Source organism: Blautia sp. NSJ-175, from assembly GCF_022867815.1.
GTDB classification, from domain to species: domain Bacteria; phylum Bacillota; class Clostridia; order Lachnospirales; family Lachnospiraceae; genus Blautia; species Blautia celeris.
The window spans coordinates 62508-83595 of the sequence record NZ_JALIFQ010000003.1; the positions used below are offsets into that span (position 1 = coordinate 62508).

Annotated in this window: 27 protein-coding genes; 7 read left to right on the top strand and 20 right to left on the bottom strand. The window is 46.0% G+C overall.

Annotated elements, in window-relative coordinates; all coding sequences use genetic code 11:
• Window positions 1-3 precede the first annotated feature (3 nt).
• Genes MUB35_RS05880 through MUB35_RS05895 form a run of 4 tightly spaced genes read right to left on the bottom strand, consistent with a single transcriptional unit; the run spans window position 4 to window position 937 of the window.
• Entirely contained in the window at window positions 4-231 is a 228-nt protein-coding gene (locus tag MUB35_RS05880; protein WP_244805874.1) for a hypothetical protein, read from the bottom strand.
• Entirely contained in the window at window positions 228-407 is a 180-nt protein-coding gene (locus tag MUB35_RS05885; protein WP_244805875.1) for a hypothetical protein, read from the bottom strand. The genes MUB35_RS05880 and MUB35_RS05885 overlap by 4 nt, the downstream gene beginning before the upstream one ends.
• A gap of 15 nt (window positions 408-422) precedes the next feature.
• Window positions 423-728 (bottom strand): hypothetical protein, encoded by a 306-nt coding sequence (locus tag MUB35_RS05890; protein WP_244805876.1) that lies wholly within the window; start codon window positions 726-728, stop codon window positions 423-425.
• Entirely contained in the window at window positions 725-937 is a 213-nt protein-coding gene (locus MUB35_RS05895; protein ID WP_244805877.1) for a helix-turn-helix domain-containing protein, read from the bottom strand. The genes MUB35_RS05890 and MUB35_RS05895 overlap by 4 nt, the downstream gene beginning before the upstream one ends.
• A gap of 205 nt (window positions 938-1142) precedes the next feature.
• Here MUB35_RS05895 and MUB35_RS05900 point away from each other — a divergent pair, with 205 nt between their 5' ends.
• The 5 genes from MUB35_RS05900 to MUB35_RS05920 all read left to right on the top strand — a co-directional run bounded on the left by MUB35_RS05900 (window position 1143) and on the right by MUB35_RS05920 (window position 4882).
• Complete coding sequence (locus MUB35_RS05900) at window positions 1143-1565, top strand: helix-turn-helix domain-containing protein (protein ID WP_244805878.1); 423 nt, start codon at window positions 1143-1145, stop codon at window positions 1563-1565.
• Window positions 1566-1575: 10 nt separating this feature from the next.
• Complete coding sequence (locus tag MUB35_RS05905) at window positions 1576-2016, top strand: ImmA/IrrE family metallo-endopeptidase (RefSeq protein WP_244805879.1); 441 nt, start codon at window positions 1576-1578, stop codon at window positions 2014-2016.
• A 56-nt stretch (window positions 2017-2072) separates the two neighbouring features.
• The gene (locus tag MUB35_RS05910) at window positions 2073-2795 is read left to right on the top strand and encodes a hypothetical protein (protein ID WP_244805880.1); all 723 of its coding nucleotides are present in this window, start codon (window positions 2073-2075) and stop codon (window positions 2793-2795) included.
• Between the two features lie 182 nt (window positions 2796-2977).
• Window positions 2978-4090, top strand: coding sequence for a tyrosine-type recombinase/integrase (locus tag MUB35_RS05915; RefSeq protein WP_244805881.1), 1113 nt, complete (start codon window positions 2978-2980; stop codon window positions 4088-4090).
• A gap of 195 nt (window positions 4091-4285) precedes the next feature.
• Complete coding sequence (locus MUB35_RS05920) at window positions 4286-4882, top strand: DUF1836 domain-containing protein (protein ID WP_033141607.1); 597 nt, start codon at window positions 4286-4288, stop codon at window positions 4880-4882.
• A 61-nt stretch (window positions 4883-4943) separates the two neighbouring features.
• Here MUB35_RS05920 and MUB35_RS05925 read toward each other — a convergent pair whose 3' ends face one another.
• From MUB35_RS05925 to MUB35_RS05990, 14 genes are all read right to left on the bottom strand, one after another.
• Complete coding sequence (locus MUB35_RS05925; protein WP_244805882.1) at window positions 4944-5675, bottom strand: ABC transporter permease; 732 nt, start codon at window positions 5673-5675, stop codon at window positions 4944-4946.
• Window positions 5672-6403: an ABC transporter ATP-binding protein gene (locus tag MUB35_RS05930; protein WP_244805883.1), complete on the bottom strand. Its 732-nt coding sequence runs from the start codon at window positions 6401-6403 to the stop codon at window positions 5672-5674. The genes MUB35_RS05925 and MUB35_RS05930 overlap by 4 nt, the downstream gene beginning before the upstream one ends.
• Window positions 6363-6827: a helix-turn-helix domain-containing protein gene (locus tag MUB35_RS05935; RefSeq protein WP_033141610.1), complete on the bottom strand. Its 465-nt coding sequence runs from the start codon at window positions 6825-6827 to the stop codon at window positions 6363-6365. The genes MUB35_RS05930 and MUB35_RS05935 overlap by 41 nt, the downstream gene beginning before the upstream one ends.
• Window positions 6828-7001: 174 nt before the next feature.
• Entirely contained in the window at window positions 7002-7673 is a 672-nt protein-coding gene (locus MUB35_RS05940; protein ID WP_033141611.1) for a TetR/AcrR family transcriptional regulator, read from the bottom strand.
• A gap of 224 nt (window positions 7674-7897) precedes the next feature.
• Entirely contained in the window at window positions 7898-8599 is a 702-nt protein-coding gene (locus MUB35_RS05945) for a 4Fe-4S binding protein (protein ID WP_244805884.1), read from the bottom strand.
• A 39-nt stretch (window positions 8600-8638) separates the two neighbouring features.
• Window positions 8639-9973 carry an APC family permease gene (locus MUB35_RS05950; protein WP_033141612.1) on the bottom strand — a complete coding sequence of 445 codons (1335 nt, stop codon included), beginning with the start codon at window positions 9971-9973 and terminating at the stop codon, window positions 8639-8641.
• Window positions 9974-10004: 31 nt separating this feature from the next.
• Window positions 10005-10688: a 4Fe-4S dicluster domain-containing protein gene (locus MUB35_RS05955; RefSeq protein WP_244805885.1), complete on the bottom strand. Its 684-nt coding sequence runs from the start codon at window positions 10686-10688 to the stop codon at window positions 10005-10007.
• A gap of 16 nt (window positions 10689-10704) precedes the next feature.
• Complete coding sequence (locus MUB35_RS05960; RefSeq protein WP_244805886.1) at window positions 10705-11217, bottom strand: hypothetical protein; 513 nt, start codon at window positions 11215-11217, stop codon at window positions 10705-10707.
• 243 nt (window positions 11218-11460) lie between these two features.
• The gene (locus MUB35_RS05965) at window positions 11461-11769 is read right to left on the bottom strand and encodes a YerC/YecD family TrpR-related protein (RefSeq protein WP_033141622.1); all 309 of its coding nucleotides are present in this window, start codon (window positions 11767-11769) and stop codon (window positions 11461-11463) included.
• 135 nt (window positions 11770-11904) lie between these two features.
• On the bottom strand, window positions 11905-12624 hold the full coding sequence (locus MUB35_RS05970; RefSeq protein WP_118593757.1) for a phosphatase: 720 nt from the start codon (window positions 12622-12624) through the stop codon (window positions 11905-11907).
• 148 nt (window positions 12625-12772) lie between these two features.
• Window positions 12773-14242, bottom strand: a complete 1470-nt coding sequence (xylB, locus tag MUB35_RS05975) for a xylulokinase (protein ID WP_033141616.1) — start codon at window positions 14240-14242, stop codon at window positions 12773-12775.
• A gap of 112 nt (window positions 14243-14354) precedes the next feature.
• Window positions 14355-15827: an L-fucose/L-arabinose isomerase family protein gene (locus MUB35_RS05980; protein ID WP_033141617.1), complete on the bottom strand. Its 1473-nt coding sequence runs from the start codon at window positions 15825-15827 to the stop codon at window positions 14355-14357.
• A gap of 46 nt (window positions 15828-15873) precedes the next feature.
• Window positions 15874-16497, bottom strand: a complete 624-nt coding sequence (locus tag MUB35_RS05985) for a DUF4867 family protein (protein WP_244805887.1) — start codon at window positions 16495-16497, stop codon at window positions 15874-15876.
• Window positions 16498-16692: 195 nt separating this feature from the next.
• Window positions 16693-17268: a transporter substrate-binding domain-containing protein gene (locus MUB35_RS05990; protein WP_052099500.1), complete on the bottom strand. Its 576-nt coding sequence runs from the start codon at window positions 17266-17268 to the stop codon at window positions 16693-16695.
• Between the two features lie 227 nt (window positions 17269-17495).
• Between MUB35_RS05990 and MUB35_RS05995 the strand changes: the two genes are divergently transcribed.
• Together MUB35_RS05995 and MUB35_RS06000 are read left to right on the top strand one after the other, a co-directional pair.
• A complete protein-coding gene (locus MUB35_RS05995) occupies window positions 17496-18443 on the top strand; it encodes a TIGR01212 family radical SAM protein (RefSeq protein ID WP_033139427.1) in 948 nt (315 codons plus the stop codon).
• A 16-nt stretch (window positions 18444-18459) separates the two neighbouring features.
• Window positions 18460-18972, top strand: coding sequence for a DUF4364 family protein (locus MUB35_RS06000; RefSeq protein ID WP_033139426.1), 513 nt, complete (start codon window positions 18460-18462; stop codon window positions 18970-18972).
• A gap of 67 nt (window positions 18973-19039) precedes the next feature.
• On the opposite strand, the gene MUB35_RS06005 is transcribed toward MUB35_RS06000, so the two are convergent.
• Together MUB35_RS06005 and MUB35_RS06010 are read right to left on the bottom strand one after the other, a co-directional pair.
• Window positions 19040-20356, bottom strand: a complete 1317-nt coding sequence (locus tag MUB35_RS06005) for a replication-associated recombination protein A (protein ID WP_103732140.1) — start codon at window positions 20354-20356, stop codon at window positions 19040-19042.
• A 9-nt stretch (window positions 20357-20365) separates the two neighbouring features.
• Window positions 20366-21052: a polysaccharide deacetylase family protein gene (locus tag MUB35_RS06010; RefSeq protein ID WP_033139424.1), complete on the bottom strand. Its 687-nt coding sequence runs from the start codon at window positions 21050-21052 to the stop codon at window positions 20366-20368.
• Window positions 21053-21088 lie beyond the last annotated feature (36 nt).

Sequence of the window (21088 nt, forward strand, 5' to 3'; positions counted from 1 at the left end):
TTATTATTTTTGTGCCCCTGATTGCTTGCCGGCCTCAGGGGCTTTTCCATTCTCGAATCCCAAACTAAAGATTTTTTCAAGCTGCTTGCTTGTGTAACTGCGTGTTCCGCTTGTTATGTATCCGATCAGCCAGCAGCGGACACCATCATTGTCATATTCCTCTGTTTCACGCAGGCTTCTGACTTTTTCCGCTATCTCCGCATAAATCTTTTCAAACTCTGCATTGTTCATGATTTTTTCCTCCTCCCCTCTCCCCAGTCTTTGGCCGTTTCCAGACCAACAACCAGCAGCACAAAAATAAATATGTAGCACATAACTGCTTGTGGTGCATCCCGTGGCTGCCACCATCCTGTCATAGCTGCCAATGCTGTGCATAGGGCGGCATCTTTTACTGTGGTGTAGTGCATTGTGTATCACCTCCCCTACAAAGTCTCTGTGCCGTAAAATCCTAATGCTTTAGCGATTTCTTGTGGCTTGTACTCAGGAACATGTTTTCTTGCATTTTTATCAGCAAGCCTGTTTTTGAATTTCCAATAATCTGTAAAAGCAAGGTAATTTACTCTTTTCAAAGTTCCTTCGCCCATTACAGCAAATTCTCCGTATCTTCCCCTGTTTGCTTCGATTTCTTTCATATATTTTCTTGCGGTACGGTCGCTGATATGGAACTGTTCACAAATTCCTTTCACATTCATTACCGGGTTGCCATACATCTGTTGAATAACGGTCATTCTTCCTTCCCTTCCTTCTCATCATCCAGAAAATATTCAATGGGTACATTGAAGTGTTTAGCTACTTTTTTCAGATTCCTTAATGACGGGCACGAACTTTCCCAGCGACCAATAGTTCCATTACCGATATCGCATTTTTTTTCCAGTGCTGCAATGCTGATTCCTTCTTCATCTGCTAGTTTCTTAATTTTCTTAAAAATTTCAATCACCTCCAGTACATGTTTATTTATATGGATTTAGAGTAAAATCTATTGACTTTTTTTAGAGAATAGTCTAAAATATATTTTACCAGAACATATTTAGGTTACCTCTTTATTTAGGCTTTACTCTAAACCCTAAACTTATTATATAGAGTAACCTCTATTTTGTCAAGCTTATTTTTTAGATTTTTCTCTAAATTTTAGGAGGTACTCTATGACGAGTGTGGAAATAGTTAAAAACATTTGTAAAGAACGGAAAATACCAATTTCAAAGTTAGAAAAAGACTTAGGTTTTTCTAATGGCTATATTAGTCAATTAAAAAAGGGGGTTTTTCCTGCTGATAGATTAAAAAAGATTGCTGATTATTTTGGCACATCAATTGAATATCTTATGACAGGAACAGACACCTCCTCTAACAAAGCCGAATTAACCGCAAAAGATGAACGTGAAATAGGGAGGGATTTAGACCGGATAATGAAGGAAATAAAAAACGGTGACGATGGTCCATTGTTTTATAATGGCATTGAAATGGATGAAAGGTCTTTAATCCTTTTAGAAAATGCCATAGAGTATGCCTTAAGGGAATCAAGGAAAGAGAATAAAGTTAAATACAACCCGCACAAGAACAAAAAGTAGGTGGTTTTAATTGGTACGTAACAATGATATAAAAAAAATTGTCGCTTATTATGTCCGCCTGTGCGGAACAAATGACCCTTGGAAAATAGCAAAAATGCTGAATGTGCATATTGCCGTCCTACCAATGGGAAATGTTTTGGGAAATTACCGATACCTAAAGCGTATCCGATGGATTTTTATAAATGAAGATATCATGGATGATGAGTCTCTATTGAAAGTAGTAATGGCCCATGAATTAGGACATGCTTTAAGGCATTGTAAAGAAAACTGCTGTTTTATGGCTCATCATACTCTTTTACTTACATCTCGTGTCGAACGTGAAGCCAATGAATTTGCGGCACATTTATTGATATCCGATGATATGTTGCAGGAATATGCAGGATACACCCGTGAACAATTCTGTCTATGTACCGGATACCCAAAAGAACTTATCGATTTACGTTTAGAATAGATTAATTCGCTATGGCGTTTTAATAAATATTATTTCAAAGTAGGAGACGATAATAAATGAAGAAAAGAGTGGTTTTATTACTGTTATCCAGTATCCTTTCTATCGGCATGTTGGGTTGTTCAAACACATCAACAGCAGATAGTCCCAAAAGTAAGGATGACTTTAAAAGTGAAGTTGCATCACAATATGATTTTTATGATGAATCTGTTGCTGTCTTAAAAAAAGAGATGGACGTAAATTCAGAACAAGCAGATTCTATATTCCAAATTCTTGTATCGATAGGAATGGATGAAAAAATTACATATTGCTTCGATAAGGATGAGTTCTTTAAGGTTTGGTGGGGCTCAAATTCTGTAGATATGTATGCAAAAGATGGAATAGTGGAAAAAATTATGGATGGTTCCAACCAGTTATATCCCTCATCTGATAATATGAGCGATGCTGAAAAGATACTCTCATCACATCAAGATATAATTTGGAAAGATGATGAAAATATAGGAATAGTCAATCTTGAATTGGATGGTGAACATGTTAAAGAAGCAATTATAAACGATTTTTACGTTTCTATTGCGAATTATCTAAATGATTTGGATAAAAATACCCTTAAAGACTATGAAAGCTTACAATTTGTTGGAAATGTAATGAATGATGGAAAAATCAACTGCACAATTAAAGGCAGCATGAGTATCCCGGCGATAAAGTCTTATGAAAAGGAATTTGATTATATGGTTATTGAAGATAATATAACCGACTTATTTATTCCTAAACCTTTACAATAAATAAAAAATCGCCCCGGTGCTACTAACACCAGGACGACTTATACATCCGAAGATGCATACATATTACTTCGCATATAATATTGTATCATCTCCGGAGCAGCCATGCAAGCGGAACAATTGTTCCTGCTGGCTGTTATTTTTGTACCCTTTTTCGGTATCTATAAAAAGAAAGGATGATATGAATGTGGATTGAAAAACAGAATAACGGAAAATTTAAGTATGTAGAGCAGTACGAAGATTATCTAACAGGTAAACAAAAGCGTGTCTCTGTAACTCTGGATAAGAACACAGCTTCTACCAAGAAGACAGCCCTGGAAGTCTTAACACATATGATCGAGGAACGGCAGACGGGACACCAAGAAAAATCCGATATCACACTCGGAAGCCTGATCAAGAAATACCTGGAATTCCAGAAGTTGTCAGTTAAAAAATCCTCTTTTAACTCCACCTATTATCTGTGTAACTCCATTCTTAATATCTTCGATGCAGATATTATGGTGAGCCGGATTACAGCCAATTTCTTGAAAGAAACTTTGATTAGGACAGGCAGGTCAAATGGTTATCTGAACAATATCCGGAGCCGGATAATTGCAATTTTCCGCTGGGGTTATGAGAATGATTACATAGCTGATATTTCCTTCCTGGGGAAATTTAAACCTTTCAAGGATACCGTGCGCCGTGAAAAGCTGGAGGATAAATTTCTAGAATCGGATGAGCTACAAAAACTCATAGCCGGTTTTAAGAGTGAGAAATGGGAGCTACTAACTAAGTTCCTGTCTCTATCCGGTCTGAGAATTGGAGAGGCTATTGCCCTAAATACACAAGACATTGACTTTGCCAAGCATGTTATCCACATTAATAAGAGAATTTTCCCCGCAAAGAAAAGTATAGATGCACCTAAGACGATCTCCTCTAACAGGGATGTGTATATGCAGCCAGAGCTCGAAAAGGCGTGCAGGGATATTCTACTTTTCACCAAACAAGAAAGTGTGTTCAAGGGTTACCGCACCAAATTGTTTGTCTGCAATACGCATGGTGACTATGTGTCTTACATCGTCTATAATAATGCCCTCAAACGGACTGCGGAGAGAGTTCTGGGCTTCGAGGTTACGCCTCATGTTCTCAGGCACACTCACGCCTCCCTATTGCTTGCCAATGGAATGACCCTTGATGCTATCTCTCGGCGCCTTGGCCATGAGGATAGTGTTATAACAAAACAGATATATTTACATGTTACACAGAAACTAAAAGAGCAGGAAGAAGAACAAATTAAAAATATCCATATTGTCGGGTGATTTTTAAGGGGACAAAAAGGGGACAAAAGGGGGAAAAAGGGGGATTTTTTTGGTATTCTTCGTTCCGCGAAAAAGCAAGCGAAAACCCTCGAAACCCTTGATTTTACTGGATTTTTCCGCCATATAGCCACCAAAAGAAATCTGGTCTTTACAAATAGTTTTAAAAACTATATAATAGAGCGTAGAGGTGATAAGATGACAATTGATACCAAAGACATGCTGAACAGTATTCTGGCTAGTATTTCCCGTATTGACTATATAAAGCCTGAGGAAATTCCGGGAATTGATTTATATATGGATCAGGTAACCACTTTCATGGAGAATCACCTGTCCGCCTCCAAGCGCCACACGGACGACAAGATTCTGACCAAAACCATGATAAACAACTATGCCAAGAACGACCTTCTCCCGCCGCCGGTGAAGAAGAAATATACAAAAGAGCATTTGCTGATGCTGACCTTTATCTACTATTTTAAAAACATTCTGTCCATCAATGATATCCAGGTTCTGCTGGGACCACTCACAGAAAAGTATTTCAATAAGGACGGCGAGCTGAGCCTGACTGACATTTACAATGAAATCATGCATCTGGAGATAAAGCAGATTGACCCCCTGACAAAAGACATTGTCCGAAAATACAAAATGGCCTGTGATTCCTACGAAAATGCAGAGGAAGAAAACCAGGATTTCCTGAAAAAATTTGCATTTATCTGTATGCTGAGCTTTGACGTTTATGTTAAAAAACAGGTGATTGAAAAACTCATTGATGACATGGCGGAACCGAAAAAATAAAAAAGTACAATTTAAATGCTGCTTTTGGGTTTTCACTCCCGAAAGCAGCATGTTTTATTCTCTATTCACTTTTCATTTTATGTCTGAACACCAAAATAGCGATCACATCCACCGCTGCAGCATAGGCCAGCACCCACCAAAGTTCCGGCATGATCTTTCCGTATTCCCCTGCAAGGGCATATCTCCCCGCATCCACTGCGTGCAGAAAAGGCAGGCTCTTTGCCAGTTTTCCGAATACACCGCCAACCATGGCCGGATCAAACCAGGTCCCGGACAGCCATGCGCTCAGGTTGGTGAGCAGAGCGCCGCAGGCGCCTCCCACCTGTTTATCATTGAACACACTGCCGCACAGCAGGCCAATCCCGATAAACAGCAGTGCTGCCGGTATGGAGACAAGCACAGTCAGCAGAATATTCAGGCTGGCGGAAAGCCCAAGAAACAGGGCAGTGACAAAACAGATCAGAATCTGTGCCACTGCCATGGGAATCAGCGGAAGTGTATATCCGGCTATAAAATCCCCTGACTCCATAGGTGAGGCAAAGAGCCGCATCATGAAGGAACTTGTTCTGTCCTTTGCAATGATCATTCCTGAAAAAAGTGAGAGAAAGGACATACCGAATACAGCGATCCCAGGTGTCAGCTTATCCACATCAAACAGATCCACCGGTGCATTTGCCCCGATAAGAGACAAAAGCAGCAGCAGGATCACGGGAAATCCAATCCCAAATCCCAGGCTCGTCTTGTCCCTTAATATTTCCTTGGCGTTACGTGATGCAAATGCCATTATTTTCATGATAAACTGCCTCCTCTGCAGAGAGCGACAAACGCCTCCTCAAATTTTTCCTTTCCAGCCTTTTTCATCAGCTCCTCTGCAGTTCCAACCGCAGAAAGTCTGCCCCCGGCCATAATGCCGATTCTGTCGGAAAGGCTCTCCGCCTCCTCCAGATAATGAGTGGTGAGCACCACTGTCACTTTACCCTTTAATCCCTCGATCATTTCCCAAAGTTCTCTTCTCGCCAGCACATCCAGCCCCAGCGTGGGTTCATCCAGAAAGAGAATATCCGGTTCCGATATCAGTGCCATGGCAATAGAGAGACGTCTCTGCCATCCTCCTGACAGTGTTCCGGCTTTTTTTCCGGCTATTTCGTCCAGGCTGCATCTCTTGATCATATCCTCAGTCTTACCGGCTGCCTCCTCTTTTGTGATTCCGTAAATCCCGCAGATAAACTCCAGGTTCTCCCGCACAGTCAGGTTGGGAGCCACCGCTGTTTCCTGGGGCGAGAGATTGATTTTTTCTTTCACCTTCATCGGTGCTGTCACCACACTGTCCCCCAGCAGCCTGGCATCTCCGGATGTGGGCGCGGTCAGACAGGAAAGCATCTTGATCGTAGTTGTTTTTCCTGCTCCGTTCACACCCAGAAGCGCAAACAGTTCTCCCTGTTCCACAGACAGGCATAGGTCATCCACAGCAGTCACATCCTTATATTTCTTTGTCAGATTGTTCGTCTCGATTGCCCTCATCAAATCTTCCCCCTTTTTCCAGAATTTCCTTGGCAAGCTCCATGAAAATCTCTGTCTTCACCATGGCAAGGCCCTGCTCTTCATCCCCAAGGATCAGTAGACTGTCACCCGGTTTAATATTGAAAATATCCCTCGCCTTTTTCGGTATGACAATCTGTCCCCTCTCACCCACATTCACAGATCCAAATACATGCTTTCCCTTCGGCGGAATCTGCAGTCCTTCCTTCTTTGCCTGATAATTCACCAGATTATCTATGCTCACCCCATACAGTTCGGCAAGAGCAACGGTATTATCCAGATCCGGCACGGTCTCACCGTTCTCCCATTTTGCCACTGCCTGACGGGAAACACCGATTTTCTCAGCCACCTCCTCCTGGGAGTAGCCCATCTGTTTCCTCAGTGTATTCAAATTCACAGAAATCATATTTTTCACACTCCTTTCCATTAAGTATAACGCCCGGATGCGGATAGTTCTACCAATCTGTGTTAACAGAAACTGTTATTTTCAGTTGCGTAGCTGTAAATCAAAAAGAAAAAGCATGGCGTATACCGCTTTATATATCAGCGGCCTACCCATGCCTCTCCCCAATCAATTATCTCACCCATAAATCTCCGGATGCTCACTCAAAATCTTCTCCGCCAGCACCCGGCTCTCCACACAGACTTCCTCCATGATCTCATCCACATCCGGGAATCTCCACAGACCCATATAGGACTTGAAGATCACATCCGGGATACTTCCCTCTATCATCTCCAGACTGTCATCGTAGAGCACCAGAGTCCGTTCCATGCTGACAGAGATAAAGTTCCCGTACCAGCCCATTTTCTCTGCCTCCTCGTCGGACAGATCCGGCCTGTAATTATCCCGGATACTCATGTAAGTCTCCACACCGGACTTTGCAATCACATCAAGCAGTATATCATTGCGCAGTATGTCCCGGTAGAATGCCTCATATTTCTCCGAGGAAAAGACCATGTAATTCAGATTGACAAGAAGTCCTGAGTACAGGATCGGCTTCTTGTGCCGGCTCACATACATTTTTGCAAATGCGGCAAACCGGTGGTACATCCGCTGCACGATCTCCAGCGCAATGTCACGTTTTGTCTTGAAATGATAGGCCACCAGTCCCAGACTCACATCAGCGGCAGCCGCAATCTGCCGCATACTTGTCTTCTCATACCCTTGCTCTATAAAAAATTCCCGGGATACTTTCAGAATCTCTTCTTTCTTATTTTCCTGTTTTTTTCCTTCTCCCGCATTTGTTCCCATAAATACTTCCTCAACTTTTCATAAATATTCCGGCACTCCCATAATAGCAGTCTTATTTTTAGAAGTCAACGATTATTGTCCACTTTCTGGCTTGTTCCCCCTCTGGAGGTAACAGTTCAGACAAGATGAACCATTGCCTCTGCAGACACCCTGCCATGTGTGTTCCTGCATAAAGAAAGAAAATCTCCCTGCCCATACAGAGAGATTTTCCTGTTTAGATTTCCTTACCTGCAGTTGCAGTCAATGGCGTCATTCGGACAATTCATGGCACAGCGTCCGCACTCCAGGCAGCCAAAATGTTTAATCTCATATTTGCCGTCAGCCGTGGGATGGATCACGTCCTCCATGCAGGCCTCCTCACAGGTGCCGCATCCCACACAGCGCTCCGGATCGATCACATAAGCCCAGGGACGGACCTGTGCGCCGCCGAAGCAGAAGCGCAGGCGGCAGACAATGTCATCCTCAGGAAGATGGAAAATCTCCCCCTCCCCGCTGTCCAGGATAAAGATACGGAACATATCCAGATCCTTTCTGTACAGTGCCTTGGTTCCCGGATTCAGTTCCCAGTATTTTGTATAGATCTCCGGATGCACTTTTGGGTCAACCTCCGTCACATGGGCATTCAGCCTGACACTGGCAGACAGGCGCTTCACCGTCTCCCGGATGATCGTCCCCACCAGGTAGGGATTCTTCTGCAGTTCATAATAGACCGGCTTGCCCTTGGCAATTCCTATATAAAAATTGCCTTCTCCATCCAGATAGTGTACCTCCAGCCCTCTGGCTGTAGGCATTTTCCCGTCTATGGCTGTTGTGCCGAACACCATATAGCCCACTTCATGGACAAACTGAAACGCCGCGTTTTTGATTTCTTCATTGGAACTTTTCTCCGTCAGCCCCAGAGCCGGAGCCGGATTAAAATCTGACATTACAATACCTCCCCAATCTGATATTTTCTTCTGTAACCCTTATGCTTCCTCGTAGCTGACCTCGATCTCCACCTTGTGGAATTTCTGGCGGATCAGCGGATAAATACATGCAACAGCCAGATAGACCAGAATTCCGATCACATAATTCATGTGGATCTCCAGACACTCATAGTAAACAAATGCCGCACTGACAATGGCACCCATGACGCATAAAAATGTATATAATTTGTCATTGATATGGAACTGGGAGCGTTTCCAGATCTCCGGTATTTTCTTAGGCATGGTGATGATCGCCAGACACAGAATGACCTGTACGCAGTTTGCCAGTGTATTTCCGATATTCGCAATATCTCCTACGTTCATGCCGCTTAATATGATAACTGAGCAGAGCACATAGATGGTCAGGATAATATAATGAGGCGTACCAAACTTGTCATTACGTTTTGCAAATATCTTCGGCCACCAGCCGTCCTCTGCTGCCTGGGCAATAGGAGCCTGCAGCCATCCCAGATTGGCGTTCAGGGATGTGACCAGGGCCACCATGGCACCGCCCACGATGAAGAAAATGTACAGCGGAGCGGGAAGGATCTCCCTTGCCACCTTGGACAGGTTCTGACCTGCCACATGTTCTACCGGGAACACACCTGCTGCCACCACACCGACACCGATGTAAAGAATAGTAACGATCACGGTTCCCACAACGATACAGAACGGAATATCTTTTTTCGGATTCTTGGCCTCACGGCTCATATTGATAATAAAGGTAGCACCGCTTGTAGCCATGGACAGCAGTGCCGCCGCGGACATAACTCCCGTAAAACCACTTGTAAAGAACTGATTCTCATCAAAATACCCCGGTTCCAGATGGATAATTCCAAACCCGGTAAACAGAAGCAGCGCAATGACCAGAATAATAACCAGCGCATACTGTACCTTTGCTGCCACCTGGATTCCGCAGAGATTTAAAACCACGAATACGGTCAGAATTCCGAAAGCCACCAGCTTGCCATTGATCTCCGGAAATGCGGAGAGCACATAATCCGCAAAGGAAGCGGAATACATAGTCGCGCCAAAGAAATAACTGACGAACACAACAGAATACAGCCCTGCAAACCACTTGCCGCCGAACATGGCAGCCTGTGTATAGAAACCGCCGTTCATACGGATAGTCCCTGATAAAAAGAACTGCGGCAGCGCAACGATCGTAACCATGACCGCGCAGATAATATAGGACAGGACAATGGAGCGCCCTGTAATTCCAATGGCAAGACCGGTCATTGTCATAACACCGCCGCCAATCACGTTACCGATTGCGATCGCAAGCAGATCGCCGCGACCTAAACTTTTTGAACCATCAGCATTTGTTTTTGCCATAAATTTTCACCTCTCACACTCAGCCCAAACCTCAAGTTTCCCCTTGTTCCTTCAAACGGCAGATCAGTGCCGTGCCTGCCTGCGGACATTTTGTATAGCAGATGCCGCAGTCATCACAATCCATCTCTTTTATGTAATATTTTCCGTCATCTTTCTGATGGATCGCTCTCTCCACACAGTTTTCCTGACAGATACCGCAGCCCACACATTCCTCTGTGATGCGGTAGGTCATTGGCCGTATCTCTTCCCCGCCGAAGGCAAAACGCAGCCTGCGTATCCTTTCATTGGCATACAGATGGAAGATTTCCCCTTCCCCTCTGTCGATCCGGTAAAGAGCTACTATATCAAAATTTTTCCGGTACATCTCTTTTGTACCGGGATTCAGTTTGAAAAATTCATCCCATACCGCCTGGTCTGTTGTCTCGCTGACCCATGCGCTCAGGCGCAGGGAATATCGCTCGTCAACCAGCGTATTCATCACAAGCTGCGGGCGTTTGCAGAGCTGTTCATACGTGGGTTTACCCCTGGATGTCATGAAATACAGATTTCCGTCACTGAGCCGGTTAAAATCCAGAATCCTGTTCTCAGGCCGTCCCTCATTCACAGTGGCTGCCGGCATGAAGCGTATCTTTCCGATAAGAGCAAATGCCTTTTCCCGCACTTCTTCCATGGTATTGGAATCCGTAAGGCCCCACAAAATGTCTTTCTCGTCCATATGCTTTCCCCTTTGTCTACTTGCTTTCTCCAACCTCAATGAACTTTCCGCCTATATTCTTTACAATCCTGCCGGCCTGCTCTCTCACATATTCACTGGTGAGCAGAATGGTCATGAAGCAGTGTGGGCGGATGATCTCCTTGTAAACGATGGGACAGTGCTTAACCCCTGCCGGACAGTAGATGCATGTATTTTTCGTTATGGTATAAGGCTCCCCGTCAATATAGAAATCCGCCTCCCCCCACACGGCATTGATATCATCTCCCACACCGTTATAATTGGGCATGAAAAATACCAGCTCATCCACATCATGTACATGTTCATCCACATAGGGATTCTTGTTTGGGATTTCATAGAACCAGGACAGGCTCATATTCACCTTACAGTCCGGAAATAAATCGGAGGAGCTGTAGGTCTGCCCCAGTGTTCTCCCTGTTTTGATATCTCCTTTGTCATCTCTTTCATCATCCATCACCGGCGGTACATAATCCGGAGATATGATCAGATGTTCCCATTTTCTTTTACCCATTTTCTTACCTCCCATATGCAGCGCTTCCTTGGTGTGCACTTCCAAAAAGCGCTGGAATCTTAATGCCTTCCCACTAACTGAACGCGTTCAGTCGAATCTTGTCTATATTATACTGAACATGTTCAGTGGTGTCAAGTAAAACACTGCCTTTTTATTCTATTAAAGTGTATGTCCCCTGTCCCGGCAATATGATGGGACAAAAAAAGAAAAGCCGGAACTTTTCCAAGTTCCGGCTTCGCTTTTTTATGCTTCTGTTTCTTCTTTTTTGTCTGCTAATCTCTCAAAGACCATCTCATATCCGTCATTGCCGTAATTCAGGCTTCTGTTGACGCGGCTGATCGTAGCAGTGGACGCCCCTGTCTTCTCAGAGATATCCAGATATGTTCTCTTATCCTTTAACATCTTGGCAACTTCAAAGCGCTGTGAAAGGGAAAGAATCTCATTTATTGTACACACATCCTCGAAAAAAAGATAACATTCTTCTCTGTTCTTTAAACTGAGGACAGCATCAAACAGGGAGTCTACTGCCTCCGTATGAATTTTCTTGCTCATATACATACATTCTCCTTATTGTTTAGTTTTCACCCCAAGTGTAGTAACACATCACCCGTATATATAGTAGCACACTAAAATTTTAAAGTAAAGCAGTCTTGTGCGATTTTTTTGTACTAAAGTATTAAATTTTTATTAATTTTTGTTTTTATGCACATATTTCTTCAATTCTTCCACAGAACGGTTGACGATCAGCTCCTCGGGAAACTGCATTGCCTCTATGATTTTTTCCGAATAGCAGCGGCAGCCGATCAGCTCGTCCACATGGGCATCACTGTTCATGACAATGGGAACCTGATATTCCATACAGTATTTGAGCATGGTCTTCACATTCTCCTCCCCGTTCTCCCTGCTGCAGCGGGGGTCCAGGGAATTGTTGTTCAGCTCCAACAGTACATGGTACTCCTTAGCGGCCTGCACAAGTGCCAGAAAATCCACGGGATAACGCCCGTCATCAGGATGCCCGATAATATCCACATAGGGGTTCTTCATGGCTCCCAGATAGGCATGGGTATTCTCTTCCCGGGTTCCGGGCCTGATGGTGGGGATATGCATGCTGGCGATCACCACATCCATACGCTTCATAAGGCGCTCCTCCATATCCAGGTTTCCGTTATAGTCCATAATATTGGCTTCCACGCCGAACAGCATTTCCACACCGAACATGCGGCGGTTCAGCATTTTTGTATTGTCAAAGTAAAAGGCATTGCAGGTGCCGGGCATGGCAACTCCATGCTCCGTGATGCCCAGCAGCTCCAGCCCTTTTTCAGATGCAGCCATGGCCATCTCACGGATTGTATTATAGGCATGCCCACTTGCAAGGGTATGGGTATGCACATCCAGAACGTATTTCATTATTTTCACCTCATATATCTCTCGATTACACTGGGACAGTATAGCACACTTTGCCGCGGGAAAGCAACATTTACCGGATAAGGATACGGAAAAAAACTGCTGCAGCAGGCTTATTATAGGCCTGCTGCAGCAGTAATCTTAACATTTCTTAAATAATCTCACTGAAAAGGTCTTTCACTGTGGGATAAATCTTTGCAAACTTGCGGTATTTTTCCTCATATTTTGCAGCCAGTTCCGGTTCCGGCTCCACAGTGTCGATCACTTTCACGATTTTGGCAGCAGCATCTTCCACAGAAGCAAATTCACCGTTTGCCACAGCAGCCAGCATAGCGCCGCCCAGGGCCGGGCCTTCCTCGGATTCGATGACATCCACCTTGATATTCAGGATATTGGCGATCATCTTCTTCCACAGAGGGCTTTTTGCGCCGCCACCGCAGATTTTTGTGCGCTCGATCCGGATACCCAGGGATTTTGCCACCTCGAAGGAATCGCGGATGGCAAAGGCAACGCCTTCCAGTACGGCCTGTGTCATATCAGCTCTTGTGCTGTCCATGGTAAGACCAATGAAGGTTCCTCTGGCGTTGGGGTTGTTGTGGGGAGAGCGCTCTCCCATCAGGTAAGGCAGGAAATACACATTATTCTCGCCCAGCTTCTCGATTTTTTCCTGTTCTCCTGCATAGTCCTTTGTGCCGATGATCTCATCCATCCACCATTTGTTGCAGGAGGCAGCGCTTAACATGCAGCCCATCAGATGATAGCATCCGTCTGCATGGGCAAACGCGTGAAGGGCATTGTTGGGGTCCACACCGAAATCCTTGCTGGAAATAAAGATAGTTCCGCTGGTTCCGAGGGAGATATTACACATGCCGTCGCCCACGGTTCCCGTACCTACTGCTGCGGCTGCGTTGTCTCCTGCGCCTGCCACGATTTTACAGGAGGCCGGAATGCCCAGCTCGGCGGCAAGCTCCGGTTTCAGAGTGCCCACCGTTTCATAGCTTTCAAAGAGTTTCGGCATCTGTTCCTCAGTGATTCCGCAGATATCCAGCATCTCTTTTGACCAGCAGCGGTTCTTTACATCCAGAAGCAGCATGCCGGAGGCATCTGACATGTCACAGCAGTGTGTGCCGGACAGTTTGTATGCCAGATAATCTTTGGGAAGCATGATCTTTTTGATCTTTTTAAAGTTTTCCGGTTCATTTTCTTTCACCCAAAGGATCTTGGGTGCGGTAAATCCCGCAAATGCGATGTTTGCTGTATACTGGGACAGCTTCTCTTTTCCGATCACCTGGTTCAGATAGTCTGTCTCCTTACCGGTTCTTCCGTCATTCCACAGAATAGCCGGACGGATCACATTGTCCTGCTCATCTAAGATAACCAGTCCGTGCATCTGTCCGCCGAAGCTGATGCCGGCCACCTGGCTTTTGTCGCAGTCTGCAGTCAGTTCCCGGATACCTTCCAGGCTCTCTTTCCACCAGTCTTCCGGCTTCTGCTCAGACCAGCCGGGATGAGGGAAGGAAAGCGGGTATTCCCTGGAAACGATCTTCTCTATTTTGCCTTCGCCGTTCATCAAAAGCAGCTTTACGGCAGAGGTTCCTAAATCCACGCCAATATATAACATGCTTGATTCTCCTTATTTCATATAAATACATGCTCCGCTTTGGCAGCATGTTCAGATAGAGGCTGCTCTTTCGGGCAGCCTCCTGGATTTTATCAGCAGATCACTCTGCGGTTTATGCAAATGGATTTTCTGTGGGATACAGAACGCCCTTTGGCTGGTTGTAGTTGATCTCTTCCACTTCCACGCCTAAATATTTGAATACTTCATATAATGCTTTTCCAAAGTGTCCGAAAGCAACAGCTCCGTGATGCGGATAGTTCTTCTCAACCAGAACGTGGCGATAGAAACGTCCCATCTCCGGAATCGCGAACACACCGATTGCACCGAAGGAACGTGTTGCAACAGGCAGAACCTCGCCCTGTGCAATGTATGCGCGCAGCTTGCAGTCTGCTGTGCTCTGCAGGCGGTAGAATGTAATCTCACCCGGAGCGATATCTCCCTCCAGAGTTCCCTGTGTCACTTCTTCCGGAAGGGTTCTTGCCATGATCATCTGATATTTCATGGAGCAGAAGGACAGTTTTCCGGATGCGGTATTGCCGCAGTGGAAGCCCATGAAAGTATCCTTGTGTGTATAGTCGTATTTGCCTTTGATCTCACCTTCATACATATCAGCCGGCACGGTATTGTTGATATCCAGAAGCGTAACGGCATCCTGACTGATAACAGTTCCCAGGTATTCGCTCAGAGTTCCCCAGATGTCCACTTCACAGGATACCGGAATACCGCGTCCTGTCAGACGGCTGTTCACATAGCAGGGAACGAATCCGAACTGGGTCTGGAATGCAGGCCAGCATTTTGTTGTGAGGGTCACATATTTTCTGCATCCTCTGTGAGCCTCAACCCAGTCAAGCAGTGTGATCTCATACTGCGCCAGTTTCGGCAGGATTTCCGGTTTCATGTTGCCTTCACCAAGCTCGCTCTCCATATCTTTTACAACATCCGGGATACGCGGGTCATCTGCATGGTTCTTGTAGCTCTCAAACAGGTCTAATTCAGAGTTTTCCTCGATCTCAACACCCAGGTCATAGAGACGTTTGATCGGTGCGTTGCAAGCCAGGAAGTTCTGCGGACGCGGTCCAAAGCTGATGATCTTCAGGTTCTTCACTGCTACCAGCGCACGTGCAACCGGTGCAAAGTCTGCAATCATCTCTGCCACTTCTTCCGGTGTTCCTACCGGGTATTCCGGAATGTATGCTTTTAAGTTGCGCAGTTTCAGGTTGTAGCTTGCGTTCAGCATACCGCAGTATGCGTCGCCGCGGCCCTGAACCAGGTTGTCACCTCTTTCCTCAGCGGCAGCCACTACCATGGACGGTCCGTGGAAATATTTAACCAGAAGTGTTTCCTCTGTCTCAGGTCCGAAGTTGCCAAGGTAAACAACCAGGGCGTTGCAGCCTGCCTCACGCAGCTCTTTTAAAGCTTTCTGCATGTCAGTTTCGCTCTCCACAACAGTCGGACATTCGTAGATCTCTCCTTTGTAGGATGCAACGACTGCTTTTCTTCTGTTCTCTGACAGAGACATTGGGAAACAGTCACGGCTTACAGCCACAATACCAAGTTTTAATTCCGGCATGTTTGTTAAATTCATAATTCTTATCCTCCTGAATTTTATCTTTATTTAAATTGGTTTCTGCTCAACAATCCTTTACGGACAGGTTTTCACCCATCAATCCCTCAAATGCACCTTCGATTTTGGCGTCCTTGTGGGCGATCAGCCATTTGTTTCTGGCAAAAAGGAGTTTGTCCTCACCGGTGTTATTCTGTGCAGCCGGCGCCTCTGTGTTGGTTCCTTTCGGAAGGATGACTGCCGTACAGAATTTGTTTCCGTTTACATTGCATGGAGCATAGTGCAGTGTGGTAGCGTAAACCTCGATCACGGTTCCTGCCGGCACTAAAAACGCTTCCATCTTTGATGTGTCATATGTACTGTCTGCTTCAATATCCTGCTCTTTTCCGAGAATCAGGATCAGATCGGTCAGCGCTACATTCACCTCGCTGTCCCTGTGGTATTCCACCGCGTTCAGCAGATAGTTGCTTCCGTTGCAGTAGCCTATCTGGATGGGCATTCCGCCGAACAGGCTGTATGCAATTTTCTCAGCACAATCACAGGCTTCCAGCTTCTCATCCGATGCAACATAAATGACATCGTCGGGCTTTGGCGTTTCCTCCAGCGCTTTCAGAAGACTGCTCACATCAAGACCTTCCACGACCTTACCATAGGCCTTGAATTCGGCATCCCTGACATTTAAAATTTTCATGGGAATTGACCTCCTTATGAATTAGTTTATCCATTAAACTATATACTCATGCTACCATTGACGGAGGGAAAAATCAAGATGTTTTTTGAAAAAATAACAAGTTTTTTGAGGATGGTGTCCGTAAGGCGGCCGACCGGCCCGAAATAATAAAAGAACAAGGCAGAATCCAGACGTTTCCGCATTCTGCCTTGTTCTTTACTTTTTTATTATGATATCTTTTTCCAGATACTTCTTGGAAATCTCACTCAGCGTTCCGTCCTTTATCAACGGACTCAAAGCCTGATTTTGTATGGCCGGGATAAGACAGCTTCCCTTTTTGCCAAATACGGCAAGTTTGGTATATTCCGCTTTTTCTCCCAGTTTATCCTGTACCGATGAAACATCTGCGTAGGCTTTTGTGGCGGAGTAGTGTTCTTTGTTCCACTCGGTTATGCCTACGGTAGAGATAACACAGTCATATAAGTCTGCATCCAGGGAATTCAGAAGATTTTCCTCTGTAGTGTCTATGATCTCCAGGGACAGTCCGAGTTTTTCTGCCACTTTGGCGGCTGTATCCGGGGCAAAGCCAGCCGGTTTTGCTGTGCTTTCATCCACATAACCCATGGAGCCGTCATTCAGATTGATGCCGACTTTCAGGACGCCTTTTTCAATCGTTGTGATCTTCCCCTCCCCTTCACAGTCCTTTGGGGCTCCGCATCCGGTCAGCACCGCCGCCGTCAGAACTGCTGCTGCCAGGGCACAGACCATACGGCGGATTTTATTTTTCTTCAATTATAACCACCTCATTCTTTGTTTTCCATTTTGCAAATACCTATGAAAAAACATAACATGCCCGGCTCTTTTTGTCAAATAACTGTGAAAATATTAAGGATACCCGCCGGCTAACCTTTCGTATTTTCACTTGTAAAAGATTTTTCCTTTTGGTATGATAATAGAAAGCAGACCGTAACTGTACTTCAACAGAACAGCTGCGGCATACAACGGAAAGGTTTCTGGATATGAATGCATGGAATGGAAAACCCTATCACTCTTTTGATCATATGCTGAAGGAGCGGTTTTCAGAAAAAGTTTATAAGGTGGCCTTAAATGGCGGCATGACCTGTCCCAACCGGGACGGTACGCTGGGAAACAGAGGCTGTATCTTCTGCAGCGCAGGCGGTTCCGGTGATTTTGCGGGTGACAGGGATCTGTCTGTCACACAGCAGATTGATGAGCAGGCAGCTAAAATACGCAGCAAAAGAAATGCGGCCCATTTTATCGCCTACTTTCAGGCATACACCAATACCTACGCACCTGTGGAATATCTCCGGAAGATTTTTACGGAGGCAGTTTCACATCCCGATATTGTGGCATTGTCCATCGGTACCCGGCCTGACTGTCTGGGGGAGGATGTGCTGGAGCTTCTGGCTGAATTAAATGAACAGAAGCCGGTATGGGTGGAGCTTGGACTGCAGACCATGCATGACAGCACTGCTGCATACATCCGAAGAGGGTATCCCCTCTCTGTTTTTGAGGATGCCGTGCGCAGACTGAGGGCACGGAATCTGGAGGTTATCGTGCATACAATTCTGGGACTTCCCGGCGAAACAAAAGAAGATATTCTGGATACCATGTCCTATTTAAATACACAGGATATCCAGGGAATCAAGCTGCAGCTTCTCCATGTTCTGAAGGGCACAGACCTGGCCAAGGACTATGAGGACGGCAGATTCTCTGTCTATACAATGGAGGAATATATAGATCTTGTCATTGCCTGTCTGGAACACCTGTCCCCCCGCATCGTAGTGCACCGGCTTACCGGGGACGGGCCGAAAGAGCTTCTCTTAGCACCGCTCTGGAGCAGTGCCAAGAAGACAGTCCTCAATACCCTGCACCATGAGTGCAAGGTCCGGGGCGCTTACCAGGGACGGCTCTGCACAGATTCCGATGTACCGCAGAGGGCATGAAAAAGGAGGATTCTTTATGGCTGAACCACTCACTTTATACAAACTGATCATACTATACATGCTGCAGAAGGTGGATTTCCCACTGAGCAACGCACAGATATCAGGATTTATACTGGACAAAGGATATACCAATTACTTTCATCTCCAGCAGGCAATCTCTGAGCTGATCGAGTCCGGCCTGGTGCGCTCCGAGACTGTGCGCAATGCTTCTTATCTGAAGATAACGGAATCGGGAAATCAGACATTGGAATACTTTGGAACGGAGGTATCCGAGGATATCAAAAAAGATATCGGGGAATTCTTCCGTGAGAACTCCATGGAACTGAAGGAAGAACGCTCCGCCATGGCTGACTACTACAAAAGTGATAAGGAAGGGTATCTCGTGCGCTGTCAGGCAAAAGAAAGAGATATCCCCCTCATAGATATGACATTGACCGTGCCCACAAAAGAAGCAGCAGAAGCGCTGTGTGCGGCATGGAAAAACAAAAGCAAACAGGTATATGAAAGCCTGCTGGATATGCTTCTGTGAGCATTGTGTGGCTTATGGCATATTAGCTGTGCCATAAGTTCCACAATGCCCCCGGGCATACTAACCTCTATCCTCTGCGAATCCGTTCCAGATAATCTCTGATATTCTTTTCATACCCATTCTCCGTAGGCTCATAAAAATGACTCCCCAATATCTCTGCAGGCAGATACTGCTGCTCCACATAATGATTCGGATAATCGTGGGCATATTTATATCCCACACCATGTCCCAGCTTGGCTGCCCCTTTGTAATGGGAATCCTGGAGATGGGGCGGTACGGTTGTGCGGACAGACTTCACAGATTCGGATGCATGGAAAACTGCCATGCAGGCAGCATTGCTCTTGGGGGCGCTTGCTACATAGGTCACGGCCTGGGAAAGGGTGATCTGTGCTTCCGGCATGCCCAGGCGCTCCACTGCCTGCGCTGCTGCCACTGCCACCACCAGCGCCTGCGGGTCTGCATTTCCCACATCCTCTGAGGCGCAGATCATGATCCTTCTGGCAATGAACTTGATATCCTCACCTGCGTACAGCATCTTTGCCAAATAATAAACTGCCGCGTCCGGATCAGATCCACGCATGCTCTTTATAAATGCGGACACAGTATCATAATGATTGTCACCGGTCTTATCATAGCGCACCACCCGCTTCTGGATACATTCAGAGGCCACGTCCAGGGTCACATGTATCTTTCCGTCCGCCGCTTTTTCTGTGGTCAGCACTGCCAGTTCCAGGGCATTCAGCGCTGCCCTGGCATCCCCGCCTGCGATATCCGCCAGAAATTCCCTGGCATCCTCCTCCAGATCCACGTCATAGCTTCCCATCCCTTTCTCCACGTCCGTGGCGGCCCGAATGAGAAGCCTGCTGATGTCCTCACGCTCCAGAGGCTTCAGCTCGAAGACAATGGAACGGGAGATCAGGGCGCTGTTTACCTCAAAGTAGGGGTTCTCTGTGGTGGCGCCTATTAGTATCAAGGTTCCGTCCTCCACAAACGGAAGGAGGTAGTCCTGCTGTCCCTTATTGAACCTGTGTATCTCATCAATAAAAAGGATCGTTTTCTTCCCGTACATACCCAGATAGTCCTGCGCCTTTTTCACCACTTCCTCCATGTCCTTTTTTCCGGCAACCGTTGCATTCATCTGCTGGAACTGGGCGCTGGTGGTATTGGCAATGACTTTGGCCAGCGTGGTCTTTCCCGTGCCCGGAGGCCCGTAGAAAAGCACACTGCCCAGCTTGTCCGCTTTGATGGCACGGTAAAGCAGCTTTCCTTTACCGATGATATGTTCCTGCCCCACCACCTCTTCCAGTGTCGTGGGGCGCATCCTGGAGGCCAGGGGCGATTCATTCTCCAGAGTCTGTTCTTTCATATAATCAAATAGATCCATTATGTTCTCCTATTCCAGCAACAGTTCATCCACTGTCACAAATTGGTACCCTTCCTCCGTAAGCGCATCCGCGATCTGCAGGGCAGCTTCCACGGAGGTATCAAAAATATCGTGCATTAAAATAATATCACCTTCCTCCACATCTTTCACTACCCTTTTTACAATTTTTTCTGTATTCTGCGTTTTCCAGTCCAGTGAATCCACATTCCAGGACACAGGGATCATGGTAATGCAGAAATCCAGGTTCTTTTTCCAGGCGCCGTAGGGCGGGCGCACAAAAGAGGAATAGGTTCCTGTGGTCTCATATATCTTGTTACATCCCTTTAACACTTCATCCCTGGCTTTTGACTCGGATAATTTATTGAGCTGAACATGATTGTAGGTATGGCTGCCGATCAGGTGTCCTTCCTCCTGGATTCGTTTCACAAGCTCCTCATTTCCCTCAATATTCTTGCCGATCAGAAAAAAGGTGGCATGGATGCCGCGCTTTTTAAGACCATCCAGAAGTTTAGGGGTATAGACCGCATGAGGGCCGTCGTCAAAGGTCAGCGCGATCTTTGGGTGCTCCTCATCGGACAGTTCACCAGCTGTCTGTATGTGCATCTGTCCGACAGACTCCGTACTGTATTTCAGTGCTGCCGCTGCTGTCAGAACCAGAAAGACTGCCAGACAGAGCCATATTTTATTTTTACTCATTTTGCAACTCCGGCCAAACTGTTCCTTCTATTTATA

Coding starts and splice junctions, on each gene's coding strand:
- MUB35_RS05880 (WP_244805874.1), bottom strand. CDS start 231: ATGAACAATGCAGAGTTTGAAAAGATTTATGCGGAGATAGCGGAAAAA.
- MUB35_RS05885 (WP_244805875.1), bottom strand. CDS start 407: ATGCACTACACCACAGTAAAAGATGCCGCCCTATGCACAGCATTGGCA.
- MUB35_RS05890 (WP_244805876.1), bottom strand. CDS start 728: ATGACCGTTATTCAACAGATGTATGGCAACCCGGTAATGAATGTGAAA.
- MUB35_RS05900 (WP_244805878.1), top strand. CDS start 1,143: ATGACGAGTGTGGAAATAGTTAAAAACATTTGTAAAGAACGGAAAATA.
- MUB35_RS05910 (WP_244805880.1), top strand. CDS start 2,073: ATGAAGAAAAGAGTGGTTTTATTACTGTTATCCAGTATCCTTTCTATC.
- MUB35_RS05915 (WP_244805881.1), top strand. CDS start 2,978: ATGTGGATTGAAAAACAGAATAACGGAAAATTTAAGTATGTAGAGCAG.
- MUB35_RS05920 (WP_033141607.1), top strand. CDS start 4,286: ATGACAATTGATACCAAAGACATGCTGAACAGTATTCTGGCTAGTATT.
- MUB35_RS05925 (WP_244805882.1), bottom strand. CDS start 5,675: ATGAAAATAATGGCATTTGCATCACGTAACGCCAAGGAAATATTAAGG.
- MUB35_RS05930 (WP_244805883.1), bottom strand. CDS start 6,403: ATGAGGGCAATCGAGACGAACAATCTGACAAAGAAATATAAGGATGTG.
- MUB35_RS05935 (WP_033141610.1), bottom strand. CDS start 6,827: ATGATTTCTGTGAATTTGAATACACTGAGGAAACAGATGGGCTACTCC.
- MUB35_RS05940 (WP_033141611.1), bottom strand. CDS start 7,673: ATGGGAACAAATGCGGGAGAAGGAAAAAAACAGGAAAATAAGAAAGAA.
- MUB35_RS05945 (WP_244805884.1), bottom strand. CDS start 8,599: ATGTCAGATTTTAATCCGGCTCCGGCTCTGGGGCTGACGGAGAAAAGT.
- MUB35_RS05950 (WP_033141612.1), bottom strand. CDS start 9,973: ATGGCAAAAACAAATGCTGATGGTTCAAAAAGTTTAGGTCGCGGCGAT.
- MUB35_RS05955 (WP_244805885.1), bottom strand. CDS start 10,688: ATGGACGAGAAAGACATTTTGTGGGGCCTTACGGATTCCAATACCATG.
- MUB35_RS05960 (WP_244805886.1), bottom strand. CDS start 11,217: ATGGGTAAAAGAAAATGGGAACATCTGATCATATCTCCGGATTATGTA.
- MUB35_RS05965 (WP_033141622.1), bottom strand. CDS start 11,769: ATGAGCAAGAAAATTCATACGGAGGCAGTAGACTCCCTGTTTGATGCT.
- MUB35_RS05970 (WP_118593757.1), bottom strand. CDS start 12,624: ATGAAATACGTTCTGGATGTGCATACCCATACCCTTGCAAGTGGGCAT.
- xylB (WP_033141616.1), bottom strand. CDS start 14,242: ATGTTATATATTGGCGTGGATTTAGGAACCTCTGCCGTAAAGCTGCTT.
- MUB35_RS05980 (WP_033141617.1), bottom strand. CDS start 15,827: ATGAATTTAACAAACATGCCGGAATTAAAACTTGGTATTGTGGCTGTA.
- MUB35_RS05985 (WP_244805887.1), bottom strand. CDS start 16,497: ATGAAAATTTTAAATGTCAGGGATGCCGAATTCAAGGCCTATGGTAAG.
- MUB35_RS05995 (WP_033139427.1), top strand. CDS start 17,496: ATGAATGCATGGAATGGAAAACCCTATCACTCTTTTGATCATATGCTG.
- MUB35_RS06000 (WP_033139426.1), top strand. CDS start 18,460: ATGGCTGAACCACTCACTTTATACAAACTGATCATACTATACATGCTG.
- MUB35_RS06005 (WP_103732140.1), bottom strand. CDS start 20,356: ATGGATCTATTTGATTATATGAAAGAACAGACTCTGGAGAATGAATCG.
- MUB35_RS06010 (WP_033139424.1), bottom strand. CDS start 21,052: ATGAGTAAAAATAAAATATGGCTCTGTCTGGCAGTCTTTCTGGTTCTG.